This is a genomic window from Lysobacterales bacterium (genome assembly GCA_019634735.1).
Taxonomy (GTDB): Bacteria; Pseudomonadota; Gammaproteobacteria; order Xanthomonadales; family UBA2363; genus Pseudofulvimonas.
The window spans coordinates 176,159-191,815 of the sequence record JAHCAT010000005.1 but is presented as its reverse complement, the minus strand read 5'-3'; the positions used below and the strand labels follow the sequence as shown (position 1 = coordinate 191,815).

At 70.7% G+C, this 15,657-nt stretch carries 11 protein-coding genes; 9 read left to right on the top strand and 2 right to left on the bottom strand.

The window, feature by feature from the left end; all coding sequences use genetic code 11:
• Positions 1–11: 11 nt before the first annotated feature.
• The 5 genes from KF823_06965 to KF823_06945 all read left to right on the top strand — a co-directional run bounded on the left by KF823_06965 (position 12) and on the right by KF823_06945 (position 7,108).
• Positions 12–908, top strand: coding sequence for a phosphoglycerate mutase (locus KF823_06965; GenBank protein MBX3725644.1), 897 nt, complete (start codon positions 12–14; stop codon positions 906–908).
• Positions 909–1,078: 170 nt separating this feature from the next.
• Positions 1,079–2,195 (top strand): peptide chain release factor 2 gene (gene prfB / locus KF823_06960; GenBank protein ID MBX3725643.1). Its coding sequence is split into 2 segments (ribosomal slippage): positions 1,079–1,150 and positions 1,152–2,195, totalling 1,116 coding nucleotides; the frame shifts between segments, so codons are not numbered across the junction.
• 11 nt (positions 2,196–2,206) lie between these two features.
• Positions 2,207–3,748: a lysine--tRNA ligase gene (gene lysS, locus KF823_06955; protein MBX3725642.1), complete on the top strand. Its 1,542-nt coding sequence runs from the start codon at positions 2,207–2,209 to the stop codon at positions 3,746–3,748.
• 70 nt (positions 3,749–3,818) lie between these two features.
• Complete coding sequence (locus tag KF823_06950) at positions 3,819–4,916, top strand: two-component system response regulator (GenBank protein MBX3725641.1); 1,098 nt, start codon at positions 3,819–3,821, stop codon at positions 4,914–4,916.
• 44 nt (positions 4,917–4,960) lie between these two features.
• Positions 4,961–7,108: a response regulator gene (locus KF823_06945; protein ID MBX3725640.1), complete on the top strand. Its 2,148-nt coding sequence runs from the start codon at positions 4,961–4,963 to the stop codon at positions 7,106–7,108.
• Between the two features lie 51 nt (positions 7,109–7,159).
• On the opposite strand, the gene KF823_06940 is transcribed toward KF823_06945, so the two are convergent.
• Complete coding sequence (locus tag KF823_06940; GenBank protein MBX3725639.1) at positions 7,160–8,098, bottom strand: crotonase/enoyl-CoA hydratase family protein; 939 nt, start codon at positions 8,096–8,098, stop codon at positions 7,160–7,162.
• A 267-nt stretch (positions 8,099–8,365) separates the two neighbouring features.
• Here KF823_06940 and KF823_06935 point away from each other — a divergent pair, with 267 nt between their 5' ends.
• A complete protein-coding gene (locus tag KF823_06935) occupies positions 8,366–9,013 on the top strand; it encodes a response regulator transcription factor (protein MBX3725638.1) in 648 nt (215 codons plus the stop codon).
• A 340-nt stretch (positions 9,014–9,353) separates the two neighbouring features.
• Here KF823_06935 and KF823_06930 read toward each other — a convergent pair whose 3' ends face one another.
• Entirely contained in the window at positions 9,354–12,251 is a 2,898-nt protein-coding gene (locus KF823_06930; GenBank protein ID MBX3725637.1) for an Rne/Rng family ribonuclease, read from the bottom strand.
• Between the two features lie 329 nt (positions 12,252–12,580).
• Between KF823_06930 and KF823_06925 the strand changes: the two genes are divergently transcribed.
• The 3 genes from KF823_06925 to KF823_06915 all read left to right on the top strand — a co-directional run bounded on the left by KF823_06925 (position 12,581) and on the right by KF823_06915 (position 15,538).
• Positions 12,581–13,627, top strand: coding sequence for an RluA family pseudouridine synthase (locus KF823_06925; GenBank protein ID MBX3725636.1), 1,047 nt, complete (start codon positions 12,581–12,583; stop codon positions 13,625–13,627).
• Between the two features lie 383 nt (positions 13,628–14,010).
• Positions 14,011–14,661: a hypothetical protein gene (locus tag KF823_06920; protein ID MBX3725635.1), complete on the top strand. Its 651-nt coding sequence runs from the start codon at positions 14,011–14,013 to the stop codon at positions 14,659–14,661.
• A gap of 148 nt (positions 14,662–14,809) precedes the next feature.
• On the top strand, positions 14,810–15,538 hold the full coding sequence (locus tag KF823_06915) for a sigma-70 family RNA polymerase sigma factor (GenBank protein ID MBX3725634.1): 729 nt from the start codon (positions 14,810–14,812) through the stop codon (positions 15,536–15,538).
• The last annotated feature ends 119 nt before the right edge of the window (positions 15,539–15,657 follow it).

The following is a 15,657-nucleotide window of genomic DNA, read 5'->3' as shown; positions in this document are numbered from 1 at the left end:
ACCGCCCGGCAATGGCTCCGGCATCGCCAAAGCGCGACCTGGTGATGCTGGCGCCCGCGCGCCCGGGCGATGGCGTGCTGGCGCGCGACCTCGCGGCCGTGTTGCGGCGTGCCGACCGATTGCCTGCGCTGGCCGGCCCGATCGAAGCGCAGGTCGGCGATCTGTTCGGCGCCACCGGTTCACCCTGGCCGCTTGCGGCCCTGAGTCGACAGCACGATGCCGGCGATGCCGCGGGCCACGACTGGCTGCGAGCCGACCCCGCACACTTCCGTCTGGAGCCGGGCAGTGTGCGGCTGCTGGCCGTCGGCGAACTGGGCCTGGACGCCGACGATGCCGCCGCCCTGGTGCGGGCACTTGCGCCGCTGTTCGGGGACGCCGGCTTCGAGCTCAGCGCGCCGCTGCCGCAGCGCTGGTACCTGCGGCCGTTCCGCGCCGGGGGACGTGCCGAGTTCCCGTCCCTGCCGCCGCCCGAGGCCGCGCTGGGCGGAGACCTGTTCGGCCTGTGGCCCGAGGACGACGCCGGCCGCCACTGGCGCGCGCTGCTGGGCCAGGCCCAGATCGAGCTGGCCGCCCATCCGGCCAACGCCCGCCGCCTGTCCCGGGGCCAACCGGCCGTCAACGGGCTGTGGTTCTTCGGACCCGGCGCCTTGCCGGCCGCGCCGCCGAGTGTGCCGGCGATGCTGGTCAGTGAGGATCCGGTGTTGCTGGCACTGGCCGGTCTCGGTGGCGATGGCGCCGCGGCCGCAGCCGAACTCCACGACCTGCGCGGACGCGCCGATGCCGATGCGCGGCTGTCGGCGCTTCTGGCGGCCGTTTCGGCGGGCGAGGTCGGCCGCATGGACTGGCGGGCGCCCGACGCGCGGTGGCTCTGGAAGCCGGGCCACCGCTGGCGCTTCTGGCGCCGCTGAGCGCGATCGCGCGCCGGCGAACGGGTCGCAGTTGCCGCATCTGCATTAGAATCGGCGGTCGCGGAAAGGCCCAACGCCCCGTTTCCGCCCTGCCTTTCGACGGTGTCGCGCCGTTCCCCGGGAACCGGCGGTGCGCCCTTCATTACCGAACAGCCAAGTACGCCGCCTTCATGGAACTCAATCCCATCTACGCCAGTCTCGACGACCTGAAGGCGCGCACGCTCGCGCTCAGGGGGTTTCTTTGACTACGACCGCCGCAGGGAACGCCTCGAGGAAGTAAGTCGGGAGCTGGAGCACCCGGACGTCTGGAACGACCCCGATCGCGCGCAGGAACTCGGGCGCGAACGCGCCCGCCTGGAAGCGGTGGTCACCGAACTCGACCAGTTGGCGTCCAACCTGGACGACAGCCGCGAACTGCTCGATCTGGTCGCCGCGGAGTCGGACCAGGACGGCGTCGCATCGGTCGCCGCCGATGTCGAGACGCTGGCCGGACGGGTAGGCAAGCTGGAGTTCCAGCGCATGTTCTCGGGCGAGGCCGATCCCTTGCCGGCGTTCGTCGACATCCAGGCCGGCGCCGGCGGGACCGAGGCGCAGGACTGGGCGAACATGCTGCTGCGCATGTACCTGCGCTGGGCGGAATCGCGCGGCTGGAAGACCGAGCTGCTCGAAGTCTCCGACGGCGAGGTCGCCGGCATCAAGAGCGCGAGCCTGCGCATCGAGGGCGACTACGCCTACGGCTGGCTGAAGACCGAAACCGGCGTGCACCGGCTGGTGCGCAAGAGCCCGTTCGATTCCGATAACCGGCGGCACACGTCGTTCTGCTCGGTCTTCGTGTCGCCGGAGATCGACGACAACATCGAGATCGAGATCAATCCGGCCGACCTGAAGACCGATGTATACCGTTCGAGCGGCGCCGGCGGCCAGCACGTCAACAAGACCGAGTCGGCGGTGCGCATCACCCACGTGCCGTCCGGCATCGTCGCCGCCTGCCAGACCGAACGCAGCCAGCACGCCAACCGCGACCGCGCAATGAAGATGCTGCGCGCCCGCCTGTACGAGCAGGAGATCCAGAAGCGCAGCGCCGAGAAGCAGCGGCTGGAGGACAGCAAGGCCGACATCGGCTGGGGCAGCCAGATCCGCAACTACGTGCTCGACCAGTCGCGGATCAAGGACCTGCGTACCGGCATCGAGCGCAGCGACACCCAGAAGGTGCTGGACGGCGACCTCGACGAATTCGTCGAGGCCAGCCTGAAGATGGGCCTGGAGGCCGGTGCTGGCCGCACCTGAGGACGAACGACATGCACGCAGGACACAGTGACCCGTCGCCCGCCGGCGGCGACGACAATCACGTCGTCGCGGAGCGCCGCGCCAAGCTGCGCGAGCTTCGCCAGGGCGGCGTCGCCTTCGCAAACGATTTCCGGCCCGATGCATTCGCAGGCGACCTGCAGACCGCGTTCGCCGATGCCGGGCATTGGGACGCCACCGCACTCGATGCCCTGGGTCGCCGGGTGCGGATCGCCGGACGCATGCTCGCCAAGCGGATCATGGGCAAGGCCAGCTTCGCCTCGCTGCGCGACATGACCGGCGAGGTCCAGGTGTTCCTGCAGCGCGACACCCTTGCCGAGGCCTATGAGGCTTTCAAGGGCTGGGACATCGGCGACCTGGTCGCGGTCGAGGGCGTGCTCATGCGTACCCGGACCGGCGAGCTTTCGGTGCGGGCGACATCGGCCAGGCTGCTCACCAAGTCGCTGCGGCCCCTGCCCGACAAGTGGCACGGCCTGGTCGACACCGAGACCCGGTTCCGGCAGCGCTACGTCGACCTGATCGTCACCGAGCGCTCGCGCGAGATCTTCCGGCTGCGTTCGCGCATCGTCCGCTACATCCGCGATTTCCTGGAAGCGCCGGAGCGGCGCTTCATGGAGGTCGAGACGCCGATGATGCACCACATCCCCGGCGGCGCGACCGCGCGTCCGTTCCGGACCCACCACAACGCGCTCGACCTCGACATGTACCTGCGCGTGGCGCCCGAGCTGTACCTCAAGCGCCTGGTGGTGGGCGGCTTCGAGCGCGTCTACGAGATCAATCGCAACTTCCGCAACGAGGGCGTGTCGACCCGGCACAACCCCGAATTCACGATGCTCGAGCTGTACCAGGCCTACGCCGTGCACAGCGACCTCATGGACCTGACCGAGGACCTGCTGCGATCGATGGCGCAGGTGCTGTTCGCCGACCGCGAAGAGCCGACCGTGCTGCCCTGGGAGGACATGCGGATCGACCTGGGCAGCCCGTTCAGGCGCCTGCCGCTGGCGCAGGCCGTGCTCGATGCCAACCCCGGGATCGCGTCCGGCGACATCCGCGACCGTGAAGTCATGGCCGGACACTGCCGGCGGCTGGGCATCCCGGTGCGCGGCGGCGAGGGCTGGGGCAAGCTGCTGCTCGAGGTGTTCGAGAAGACCGTCGAGCATGCGCTGGTGGCGCCGACCTTCATCACCGACTACCCGGCCGAGGTCTCGCCCCTGGCGCGCCGCAATGACGCCGACCCGGAGATCACCGACCGCTTCGAGCTGTTCGTCGGCGGCCGCGAGCTGGCCAACGGCTTCTCGGAGCTGAACGATCCCGAGGACCAGGCCGAGCGCTTCCTCGCCCAGGTGCGCGCCAAGGACGCCGGCGACGACGAGGCCATGCACTTCGATTCCGACTACATCCGCGCCCTGGAGTACGGCATGCCGCCGACCGCCGGGCTGGGCATCGGCATCGATCGCCTGGTGATGCTGTTCACGGACTCCGCCTCGATTCGCGACGTGCTGCTGTTTCCCTATCTGCGGCCGGAGGCCCGGTGACCGTCGCGGGAGACACGCCAATGGTGCCCGCCTTTGCCGGGGGTGGCCCAGGGTGTAGAGTCGTGGGCATATGGACTCCGGGACACCCGCCCCGGACCGCTCCCAGGCACCGCCGCGCGTGAACGTCCTGATCGTCGATGACCAGTTGTCCGCACGCACCATGCTGCGGCACATCATCGAGGGCATCAGCCCCGACATCCGGATCGCCGATTTCGGCGACCCGGAAGAGGCCATGGCGTGGTCGCAGCAGTCCAGTCCCGACCTGGTCCTGCTCGACTACCGGATGCCGCGCCTGGACGGGCTGGAGTTCGCCCGCCAGTTCCGGCGCGACCTCTCCCACCGGGACGTGCCGATCATCCTGATCACCGTGGTCGGCGACGAGCCGGTGCGCCAGGCGGCGCTGGACGCCGGCGTCATGGACTTCATGGTCAAGCCGATCCGCCCGCGGGAGCTTCGATCGCGCTGCCGCAACCTGCTGCTGCTCCGGCAACAGGCCGAATCGGTGAAGCGTCGGGCGCGCTCCCTGGAACAGCAGGTCATCTCCAGCCAGCACGAGACCGAGCAGCGCGAGAGGGACATCCTGTTCCGGCTGGCCAAGGCCACCGAGTCGCGGGACCAGCATGCCGGCGCCCATCTGGAGCGCATCGCCCGCTACACCGCCCTGGTCGCCGAGGCGATCGGTCTTCCCGAGGAGGAGATCCGGCAGATCGAGGCGGCCGCGCCGCTTCACGATATCGGCAAGATCAGCCTGTCCGACAGCCTGCTCAACAAGCCGGGTCCCCTGGATCCGGCCGAAACGGCGCTGATGCGCCAGCACCCGAGGCTGGGCTGCGAGATCCTCGGGGAGAGCTCCAGCCGTTTCGTGCAGCTCGCGGCCGAGATCGCCCTCCGCCACCATGAGCGGTGGGACGGCAGCGGCTATCCCGATGGCCTGATCGGCGAACAGACGCCGATCAGTGCGCGCATTGTCGGACTGGCCGATGTCCTGGATGCCCTGACCACGCGCCGGCCCTACAAGGCCGCCTGGCCGATGGCGCAGGCGCTGGAGTGGCTGCGCCAGCAGCGTGGCGTGCTGTTCGACCCCCGTCTGGTGGATGCCCTGCTCGACAACGCCGAGCGCGCCGAGGAGATCCGGCGGTTCTTCGCCCCGCTCGAGGGCGAGGGCTGAAAGGGCCCGCGGCGGTGTCCGGCTGGCGCGCCCGGGTCGCTGAGCTGCGCCGCCGGCTGTCCGATCGCCCGGACAGCGAACATGGCCAGGCCATCGTCCGGCTGCTGATCACCGGCGTATTCGTCGCCTATCTGCTGGTGGTCGACCGGCTGCAGGGGCAGGGCAGCATTCCGCTGGCCGCCGCCCTCGGCGTGGTCGGCATCGAGGCGGTGGTCGGCGTGATGATCATCGTCGCGATCCTTGCCCGACCGGGCGCTTCGCCGCCGCGGCGGGCGGTCGGCATGTTCGCCGACTACGGCTGCACCGGGGCGTTGATGGTGCTGCTCGGGGAGGCCGGGTCGCCGCTGTACGTGGTGCTCATGTGGGTGACCATCGGCAACGGCCTGCGCTACGGTCGGCGCGCGCTGGCTCAGGCGATCCTGTTCGCCGGGGTGGCCTTCGCCACGGTGATCTGGGCCACGCCCTACTGGCACGAGAACGCCGCCCTGGCGGGCGGCCTGCTGGTCGGCCTGGTGGCCGTTCCCCTGTACCTGTCGTCCCTGCTGGCCACCCTGACCCGGGCGACCCGCGACGCGCGCCTGGCCAGTGAGGCGAAGAGCCGGTTCCTGGCCAACATGAGCCACGAGTTCCGGACGCCGCTGAACGGCATCGTCGGCATGTCCGCGCTGCTCGCCGGAACCCGGCTCAGCAGCGAGCAGCGCGAGTGTGCCGACGTCATCGAGTCATCCGCCAAGAGCCTGCTGGCCCTGGTCGACGACGTGCTGGACATCTCCGCGATCGAGGCGGGCAAGCTGCGCATCGAACGTGTCCGCTTCGACGTCGCCTCCCTGGTCTCGTCGGCGGTCGGAATGCTCCGCCCAGGGGCCCTTGCCAAGGGTCTGGACCTGTCGTTCGAGGTCGACGGCCAGGTGCCGGCGCAGGTTCATGGCGATGCCGACCACCTGAGACAGGTCCTGCTCAACCTCCTGAGCAATGCGGTCAAGTTCACCGACATCGGCTGCGTCGTGCTGTCCGTCGGCAGGCTCGAGGATCCGGCCGACCACCGCCTGTGGGTCCGCTTCAGCGTGAGCGATACCGGCGTCGGCATTCCGGTCGCCGCACAGCAGCGCCTTTTCGAGGCCTTCGAGCAGGGCGACGCCGGCCGTGCCCGGCGATTCGGGGGTACCGGCCTGGGCACCACCATCGCCAAGAGCCTGACCGAAGCGATGGGTGGCCGGATCGCCTACCGCAGTGTCGAGGGCGAGGGGTCCACCTTCTGGGTCGACCTTCCGTTCGATCAGGTGGAGCAGACGGCGCGGGTACCCGGGCCGGCCAGTGGCGCCGAGGCAGCGATCGCTGCCGGAAGCAGCGCGCAGGTCATCGCATTCGACGATCCCTTCGTGCGTCATCGGGCCCGCGTCCGATCCTTGCGCGTGCTGATCGCCGACGACTACGAGGCGAACCGCGTCGTCCTTCGACGCATCCTGGAGCGGGCCGGGCACCAGGTCAGCGTGGTCGGGTCCGGCGAAGCGGCCCTGGAGGGACTGCTCGCGGACGACTTCGACCTTGTGGTGATCGACCTGCACATGCCGGAGGTCAGTGGTCTCGACGTGCTGCAGCAGGCGCGGGTCATGCAGGCCGGCCGCCGCAGGCGCACCAGCTTCATCGTGCTGAGTGCCGATGTGACGCCCGCCGCGCGCGACGCCTGCGAGCGGGCCGGGGCCGCGGCGTTCCTGGGCAAGCCGGTCCTGGCCGCGCGCCTTCTCGACGCCGTCGCCTCGCTGGCGCCCGCCGAACCGCGATTGCAGCGGAACGAGATCGGAGCGGCGGTCCGGGACGAGGAGGCGATCGACCCCATGGTGCTCCAGGAGCTTCGCGCGCTCGATGATGGGGCAGGGTTTCTCGAGGGCTACATCCGGGCCTGCAGGAACGACATCGACGGCTGCCTGGAGCGCATGGACGCCGCGGTCCAGGGACGGCACTGGGACGAGTTCCGCGATCAGGCCCACGCGTTGAAGGGCGTCGCAGGCAATCTGGGGCTGGGCGCCGTGGCGGTGGCCGCGGGCGAATGCATGGGTCTTGCGGCCGGGGTCTCCGAGCGCGAGGCGCGCGATCGCCTGGAGTCGCTGCGCAGTCGCGTCCGTCGCCTGGCACCCGTGCTGTCGGGGCTGGCCGACGCGGTCGCCGCGACGTCGGATGGCGGACGCGCCTGACCGGCAGGCGGGCGGACGTCGGCAGCCGGGCCGGCGGCGTGCCGCGCAGCCTCAGTGGCAGGCGGCCGCCGACAGGTCGTCTGCCGCTGGTTGGCGAGCGCGCGGCGCTTCCGGCTCCGGCTGCGATCGGCGCTGCTGCGCCCGGACCAGCCGTTCCATGGTCCTCAGCGCGCGTTCGTCGAGTGCGAGCGCGGTGTCCACCCAGATCTCGGTGATCCGCATCAGCTCGTCGAGACCGATCGGGCTCACGATTTCGCGAACCTGCTGGATCGCCCCACGGGCGCGCGCGGTGCGCTGGTTCCTGCGGACCATGGCCTCGACGGCGGCTCGGCCCTCGCCCCGTGGCACCAGCACGTCGACCACCCCCATCGCATGCAGTTCTTGCGCCGAGTGGATGTCGCCGGAAAGCAGCATCCGCTCCGCCCGTGCCGGGCCGATCCTGCGCGAAAGGAACGAATAGGCGCCCATGCCGGGGAACAGGTCGAACAGGATCTCCGGCAGGCCCATGCCGACGCCATCCTCCGCGACGATGGTGTGGCAGCTCAGGGCCGCCTCGAAGCCGCCACCGAGTGCATCGCCCTGTACCAGGGCGATGGTGTCCGCGCCTGCGGACAGCCCGGCGTGGAAGCTGTACACGCCCAGCACGCATTGCCGCGCGTAGTCCAGCAGCCGGGCGCGGTCGCCGGTCCGGATGCAGAGCGAAAACAGGGCGAGGTCGCCGCCCAGGTTGAAGACGTCGCTGTCGGAGGCGAGCACCACATGGGGCAGTCGCCCGGACTGGCTGTGTCTTCTCAGGTCCGGTGCGAGCCCCTGCTGCCAGTGGCCGATCGCGGCCACCAGCTGTGGTGTGAAACAGTCGCGTCCCCCGGATGCGGCGCGAAGCGCCGGATCGCCGTGCATGTGGCACCACCAGGTCAGGCTGGCCTCGTCGGTGACGCAGCGGATGGGGGAACTGGCGATTCTGAGGGTGTTTGCGGCAACAGCGGACATGTCGGGGCTCCCGTTCTAAGGATGGGGCCGCCTTCCGTGGCAGCCCAGGTCTGGGCAGGGCGAGCGTGTCGCTTCGCGGGCTGCTGGGCCCGACCTTACTCTGCTGCCGTGGGCGGCGCCAGTGAGCCTCGGCGGCCCACTTGACCCTGAAAAATGGACAGGGTCTACTGAGCGACAACGGGTTTATTGGAAGCTGTGTGCCGCACTCGAGGGGGTGCGGCGGGCGGTTCGGAAACGGGGTCTGCATCACATTGTCCGGGAGGGGCCATGATCAAGGTGCTGCTCATCGATGACCACGCGATGATCCGGGAGGGCTGTCGCCGGGTGCTGGAAAGCGCCGGCGGGGTCGATGTCGTGGGCCAGGCAGGCAGTGCCGAGGAAGGCCTGGTCCTGGCCCGGAAACTGCGGCCGGACGTCATCGTGCTCGACCTGCGCCTGCCGGGCATGAGTGGCCTTGAGGCCACCGAGCGCCTGCTTGCCGCTTGCGAGGGTCTGCGCATCCTGGTGCTGACGATGATCGACCAGTTGCCCATGCCGACCCGTCTCATCCAGGCCGGTGCCAGCGGCTACCTCACCAAGGATGCGCCTGCCGAGGAGCTGGTGCGCGCGGTCCGTGAAGTGTCGGAGGGGCGCAAGTACCTGTGCCAGCGCGTGGCCAACGACATGGCGCTGGGCAGCCTGCGCGCCGGGGGGCGCGGTTCGGTGGTGGAACTGCTCACCAGCAGGGAGCTCGAGGTCGCCTTGCGGCTGGCGGGTGGCTCCTGCAACCGGGACATTGCGGAGCAACTGCACATAAGCGAAAAGACCGTCAGCACCCACAAGACCCGGGTGCTGGAAAAGCTGGGCGTCGCCAGCACCGTCGCACTGGCGAGCATGCTGGTGAACCATGGCCTGGTGGTGCCCGACGGCCTCTGAGCAGATTCCGCCGGGGACTTCCCGGCATTCACGCGGCCGATAGGCAGCCGGCGAGGGCACGGGCCAGCGCTCTCCATTCGGAAGCCGGCGAGCCCGACCCATGCGGCCCACCTGCCTGATGCCCGGGGAAGGGCCTGATCGTCCGCCGACCCTGTGGTGCTTTTCGTCGCGGCGCAGCGCGGCAGGCGCGAACGGCTACCGCGAAGCGTGGCGGGTTCGGCGCAGCGCCGGTCCGGATGGTCCCGGACTCGACCGGCGACGCGGCGACCCGCGCCACGCAGCGCGGGTCACCGTCCGGCCAGACGCCATGACGCCGGACGTCAGTCGATCGCCCTCCGGATCAATCGTCGTCGCGGTCCCGGATCGGGGACGGTGCGGACGAGGGATCGCGGAACAACGGTGCCTGCGCTGGCGCAGCAACTGGACTGGAAGCCGAGCCCGGGGTCGAAGCGGGAGCCGGAGCCGGAGCCGAAGCTGGAGTCGAAGCCGGGGCCGAAGTCGGAGCTGGAGCCGGAGTCGGAGTCGGAGTCGGAGTCGGAGCCGGAGCCGGAGTCGGAGTCGGAGCCGGAGCCGGAGCCGGAGTCGGAGTCGGAGCCGGAGCCGGAGCCGGAGCCGGAGCCGGAGTCGGAGCCGGAGTCGGAGCTGGAGCCGGAGCTGGAGCCGGAGTCGGAGCTGGAGCCGGAGTCGGAATCGGAGTCGGAGTCGGAGTCGGAGCCGGAGCCGGAGTCGGAGTCGGGGCCGAAGTCGGGGCCGAAGTCGGGGCCGAAGTCGGAGTCGGAGCGGGGGTGGGGGCGGTAGCCGGGGTCGAATCCGAAGTCGGGGTCGAGGCCGGCGCCGGGACCGCCGGTGTCGGGACGGGACCCGGGAGCGGGGTCAGGACAGCCGCCGCAGCCGGCGCCTGTGCCGCCAGGATTGCGGTGCTGTCCGGTTCGGCGCCGCGCGATCGGCGCCCAGCCGATGATTCCGCGTCGCGGCGATCCGCCCGACCAGCGGGGTCGGCCAGGTCCGGGCTCCCGCCCTCGTCGGCCAGGTGCGTCAGGGCCTCGGTTTCGCCGCCGGCCTCGCCCTTGCGACGGCGGCGGCCGCCACGGCGACCCCGTCGCTTGCGGTTGGCACCCTCGCCATTCGCCGAGGGGAATTCGCCGTCACGCGCGACCGTCGCCGCCGGAATGGCGGTGGCCGCCAGGCGGGGAGCGTCCGTGTCGCCGGCATCGGCTGGCTTCGTGGGCGCGGGAGAGGCACCGCGTGCCGACGGCGTCTGGGCCTGCGCAACGGGGGCGCGGGGAGGCTGCTGTGCCTGGCGTTGCTGCCCGCCGCGGCCGCCGGCGGCCTGCTGGCCACCACCTGCGGCGCCGGTGCCGCCCGAGCGCTTCCCGCTGCCGGACCGCTTGGGCCGGGCTGCGGGCTTGTGCGGGTGGTGGCTCGCGTGGCCGTGGCCCTGGCGCGTGCCCTGGCCAGCGCCGCGGTTGCGCGCGGCCTGTCCCTGCTTGCCGGACTTTTCGGCGGGTTCCCCACCACCGAACAGGAATCGGGCGATCCGGGCGAACAGGCCCGGTCGCGGCTCGACGGCGTTGCGGGCCGATGCCGGAGCAGGCGTCGCCGGCGTGGGTTCGTCCTCCTCGAACTTGACCGGCGGCGGGCTCGAAGGCCTGACGCCGCTGACCATGGGCTGCTCCGCCTCGCTCTGCGGCGCCTGCGAGCCGGGCGTGACCGGTGCCGGCGCCACGCTGACACGCTGGTAGCTGGGACGGGCGCTGGATTCGCCCAGCTCGGTGCTGCGCAGCCGCTGGATGTCGAAATGCGGCGTCTCCAGGCGATCGTCGGCGACGATGATCACCGGCGCGTTGTGTCGCTGTTCGATCTCGGTGAGCTGGAGGCGCTTCTCGTTGAGCAGGAAGTTGGCGATCTCGGACGGCGCCTGGACAAGGACCTGGCCGGTGTTGTCCTTCATCGCATGCTCTTCGACCAGGCGCAGGATCGACAGGGACAGCGATTCGACGCTGCGGATCCGGCCATGGCCGTCGCAGCGCGGGCAGACGATCTGCGTGGATTCGCCCAGCGAGGGGCGCAGGCGCTGGCGCGAGAGCTCGAGCAGGCCGAACTTGGAAATCCGTCCCAACTGGACCCGGGCGCGGTCGTGGCGGAGCGCGTCGCGGAGCTTCTCCTCGACGTCTCTCTGGTGGCGGCCGGACTCCATGTCGATGAAGTCGATCACCACCAGGCCACCCAGGTCGCGCAGCCGCAACTGGCGTGCGACCTCGACGGCCGCCTCCATGTTGGTGTTGAACGCGGTCTCCTCGATGTCGGCGCCCTTGGTGGCGCGTGCCGAGTTGATGTCGATCGCGGTGAGCGCCTCGGTATGGTCGATCACCATCGAGCCGCCGGACGGCAACCGGACCTGCCGCTCATAGCAGTTCTCGATCTGCGTCTCGATCTGGAAACGGGAGAACAGCGGCACCGTTTCCTGGTACAGCTTCAACTTGCGCAGGCTGCCGGGCATCACCTGCTGCATGAAGTCCCGGGCCTCGTTGTAGACCTCTTCGCTGTCGATGAGGATCTCGCCGATCTCCGGGCGCAGATAGTCGCGCAGCGCGCGCATGATCAGGCGCGACTCCTGGTAGATCAGGAATTGCCCTGGACGGCTCTGCGCAGCCTCGGTGATCGCCTTCCACAGGTGCAGCAGGTAGTCGAGGTCCCACTGCAGTTCTTCGGCGTCGCGGCCCATTCCGGCGGTGCGCACGATCAGGCCCATGCCGTCGGGCACTTCCAGGTGGTCCATCGCCTCGCGCAGGGCGGCACGGTCGTCGCCCTCGATGCGCCGCGACACCCCGCCGGCACGCGGGTTGTTCGGCATCAGGACCATGTAGCGGCCGGCCAGCGAGATGAAGGTGGTCAGCGCCGCACCCTTGGTGCCGCGCTCCTCCTTGTCGACCTGCACGATGACCTCCTGGCCCTCGCGGACCAGTTCGCGCATGGTCGCCTTGTTGGGGTCGACGCCCTGGACGAAATACTCCCGGGCGATCTCCTTCAGCGGCAGGAAGCCGTGGCGGTCGCCGCCGTAGTCGACGAACGCGGCCTCGAGGCTGGGTTCGACCCGGGCGATGCGACCCTTGTAGATGTTGGACTTCTTCTGTTCCCGGGACGGCAGTTCAAGGTCGAGGTCGTAGAGGAGCTGGCCGTCGACGATCGCCACGCGCAGCTCTTCGCGCTGCGTGGCATTGATCAGCATGCGTTTCATTGATAGGGGTCCTTGCCGGCGCGGCGAGGCCGGGATCCACGAGCGGGACCAACCGCAGGACCTGCGCTGGCGCCTGCGCCGGCCAGCGCGCGCCGGCCGCGACGAGGTCGCGGGCGAGCAGGCGGAGGATCGTCAGCAGGAGGGCCATCGTGTCGTCGCGGTTGCGTCCGTCGGGCCCGGTGCCGGACCGTTGGAATGGGTGGAGCGTGGGCAGGCAGTCCCGCCTGCGTGGGCGGCGGCGCGCGGGGCGCGACGCCGGCAAACCTGTACCGGGGATTCCGGGCCGGGCCGTACGAACGTGGGCAGGAATTTCCTACCGGGATCGCGGCATGGCCGGCATACTATACCAATCAGACACTTGGCGCGGCAACGTGAAATCACCCCCGAACCGGCGCGCGGCCGGCAGCGAGCACGGCCGGCATGAAGCGGCCGGCGGCGCCGGCGAACGCACCGGCGTCGTCATCCACGAGGTCGATGCCGGCCAGGACGGCCAGCGCCTTGACAATTTCCTGCTCGGTCGCCTGAAGGGCGCGCCGCGCAGCCTGGTCTACCGACTCCTGCGCACCGGGCAGGTGCGGGTCAACGGTGGCCGGGCCCGCCCGGACACCCGACTGGCGATCGGCGACCGCGTCCGCCTGCCGCCGGTCCGCATCGCCCCGGCCGGCGAGGCGGCACCGGTGCCGGCGGCGATGCGGGACCGTCTGCTGGCCGCCGTCATCCACGAGGACCGCGACCTGCTGGTGCTGGACAAGCCGGCGGGCATCGCCTGTCATGGCGGCAGCGGCGTCAGTCTGGGCGTGATCGAGGCCCTGCGCGCGCAGCGCGGCGACGCCTACCTGGAACTGGTGCACCGGCTCGATCGCGACACCAGCGGCATCCTGGTGCTGGCCCGGAGCCGGAAAGCCCTGCTTGCACTTCAGGCGCAGCTGCGCAGCGGCGGTGCGCAGAAGCGCTACCTGGCCCTGCTCGCCGGCCGCTTGCAGCCCTCGCCGTTCCGCATCGAGGCACCGTTGCGCAAGCACGTGCTGCAGGGCGGCGAGCGCATGGTGCAGGTTGCCGCCGACGGCAAACCGTCGGTCAGCACGTTCACGGTGGCGCAGCGGCTGCCCGGCGCCACCCTCGCGGAGGTCCTGATCGAGACGGGACGTACCCACCAGATCCGCGTCCATGCCCGGCATATCGGCCACCCGGTGGCCGGCGACGAGAAGTACGGCGACGCCGAATTCAATGCCCGGATGCGCGCGATCGGTCTGCGCCGCCTGTTCCTGCACGCGGCCAGCCTGCGCATCCGGGGTCCCGCCGGCGAGGATCTGCTTTTCCATGCCGAGCTTCCGGTCGATCTGCGGCAGGCACTGGACGCGCTCGAACGGCACTGAACGCAGCCGGCCGAGGCGGCTCCCACCCTGCCTGGCCCGGGTGCTTCAGGAGGGCGCCATGGCGGCCCGCTGCAGCAGCCGGGCCGGGTCCGAACGCCTGGCAGGCTGTTGACAAACAGCCTGCCGGCTGCGGCCATGGGTGGCCGCTCGTCGAAGCATCTGCGCAATCAGTTGATTCGACGGAAGCGCGTCCGGACCTGCGCCGGACGGGCGACTTGGAGAACGACCACGAGGGTTGTTTTTCAACAAGCTGCTGGACACCGGGTTGGCGTCGAGCCCCGGCCAGGCTGTGGCGGTGTCTGGGAGACGACGCCAATCGGGCGGTCGGTAATGGTCCGGCGCATCTGCGGTACGGGGAGGGTAGCCTGCCAGCGGACCGCCCGATGATTCCCAGCCCGCCCGATGACGATCCGGCGTTCCTCCCGGACTTCCTGGACTTCCTGACCCGCGGCGCGGAGCCCGGCTGCCGCGTCGCCGGCCACGAACTGCGGGAGGACGGACTGGCCTGTTTCAACGCCGCGCTGCATTCGATCAGTCCGCGCTCGCCCGGACTGGTCCTGGACCAGCTGGCGATGGCCGCTCAGCGGGCGCTGGACAACCATCCCGACGGCAGCCGCCCCGCCTTCGTGAGTTCGCGACTGGCCAGCCTGTCGCGCCTGCAGGTCATGCGGGAAGACAGCGGCTGGCTGGCATCGGCGGCGCTGGCCGCGCAACTGGATGCGATCGCCGCCTACGCGGCCGATCCGCGTGTCCTGCTGCCGGCCTCGATGCCGGTGGTCGGTCGCCTGGACGAGGCCATCCTGGCCGATGTCATGCTGCAGCGGGTGGGCGACGAGTTGGCCGAATACGAGGACTACTGCCGGCTCAGGCAGGACACCTCTTTCGCCGGGGGACAGGCGGCGTTGCGCCCCCGGCGGGTTGGCGCGGAATGGCTGGAGGGACTGGTACCGACACGCCTGTCCAGGGAATCGCCTGGCAGCATCCGGCGCAGGCCCGCGCCCGACCCGCGGGCTTCCCTTTTCCAGGTACTGTAGTCGCGGCCTGGCCCGGGACGGTGCTTGCTTGCCGGCTCATCCCCGCGCGCCCAAGGTGGATCGGCCGGGCGCCGTGCGGCAAGCGACGTCGCCTGGTGCCGTTCCGCTCGCGTCCGCCGGGCCGTTCCAGTTCCGGGAGTGCTGGCCGATGCTGCAGTTCGCGACCACCCGCTGGAGCCTGATCATGCAGGCGCGCGGCGGCCCCGAGCAGGCGCGGCAGGCACTCGAATCGATCTGTCGCAACTACCGGCGACCGGTGGTGGCCTTCATCCGTCACCGCGGCCACGATGCCAGCGAAGCCGAAGATCTCGCGCAGGACTTCTTCACGCGCCTGCTGGAACGGCGCTGGGACACCCAGGCCGATCCCGAGCGGGGCCGCTTCCGCGCGTTCCTGCTGACCAGCCTGCGGAACTTCCTCGCCAATTCCCGGGTGGCCGCGGCTGCGGTAAAGCGCGGTGGTGGACTGGCGTCCGTGCCGATCGACGATGCCTTGGCCGTGCTGGCCGATACCGGGGGATGTACTCCGGAGCAGGCCTTCGAGCGGGCCTGGGCGCTGACCGTCATCGAGCGCTCCTTCGAGCGTCTGCGCGAGGAGGCCGAGCGGGCCGGGAAGCTCGCGCTGTTCGAGCGCCTGGAACCCCACCTCGGCGAGGGCGCAGGTCCGGCCGACTATCGCCGGTTGGGCGAACAGCTCTCTCTGCGGCCCAACACCGTGGCGGTGACCGTGCACCGCCTGCGCGCCCGACTGCGCGACCTGGTGCGTGCGGAGCTGGCCGACCAGACCGGCGATGGCGCGGACATCGACCAGGAGTTGCGCGCCATGCGCGCGGCCCTGCTCGCACACGCGGCGCCGGAAAGCGGCAGCGGCGGCAACTGAGGGCAAGTGTCGGGAGGGCACGCCCCTGGACCGGCGACGATCCAGATCCTGGCGAGCCCCGACCCTCTCCCCCGCCCCTCCCCCGCAGGGCGGGGGAGGGGAGAAGTGCGGTGCCGTCG

Excerpts from the sequence above, each read along its gene's own strand:
- KF823_06950 (MBX3725641.1), top strand. The coding sequence starts at position 3,819 with ATGGACTCCGGGACACCCGCCCCGGACCGCTCCCAGGCACCGCCGCGC.
- KF823_06965 (MBX3725644.1), top strand. The coding sequence starts at position 12 with ATGGCTCCGGCATCGCCAAAGCGCGACCTGGTGATGCTGGCGCCCGCG.
- lysS (MBX3725642.1), top strand. The coding sequence starts at position 2,207 with ATGCACGCAGGACACAGTGACCCGTCGCCCGCCGGCGGCGACGACAAT.
- KF823_06930 (MBX3725637.1), bottom strand. The coding sequence starts at position 12,251 with ATGAAACGCATGCTGATCAATGCCACGCAGCGCGAAGAGCTGCGCGTG.
- KF823_06915 (MBX3725634.1), top strand. The coding sequence starts at position 14,810 with ATGCTGCAGTTCGCGACCACCCGCTGGAGCCTGATCATGCAGGCGCGC.
- KF823_06940 (MBX3725639.1), bottom strand. The coding sequence starts at position 8,098 with ATGTCCGCTGTTGCCGCAAACACCCTCAGAATCGCCAGTTCCCCCATC.
- KF823_06920 (MBX3725635.1), top strand. The coding sequence starts at position 14,011 with ATGATTCCCAGCCCGCCCGATGACGATCCGGCGTTCCTCCCGGACTTC.
- KF823_06925 (MBX3725636.1), top strand. The coding sequence starts at position 12,581 with ATGGCCGGCATACTATACCAATCAGACACTTGGCGCGGCAACGTGAAA.
- KF823_06935 (MBX3725638.1), top strand. The coding sequence starts at position 8,366 with ATGATCAAGGTGCTGCTCATCGATGACCACGCGATGATCCGGGAGGGC.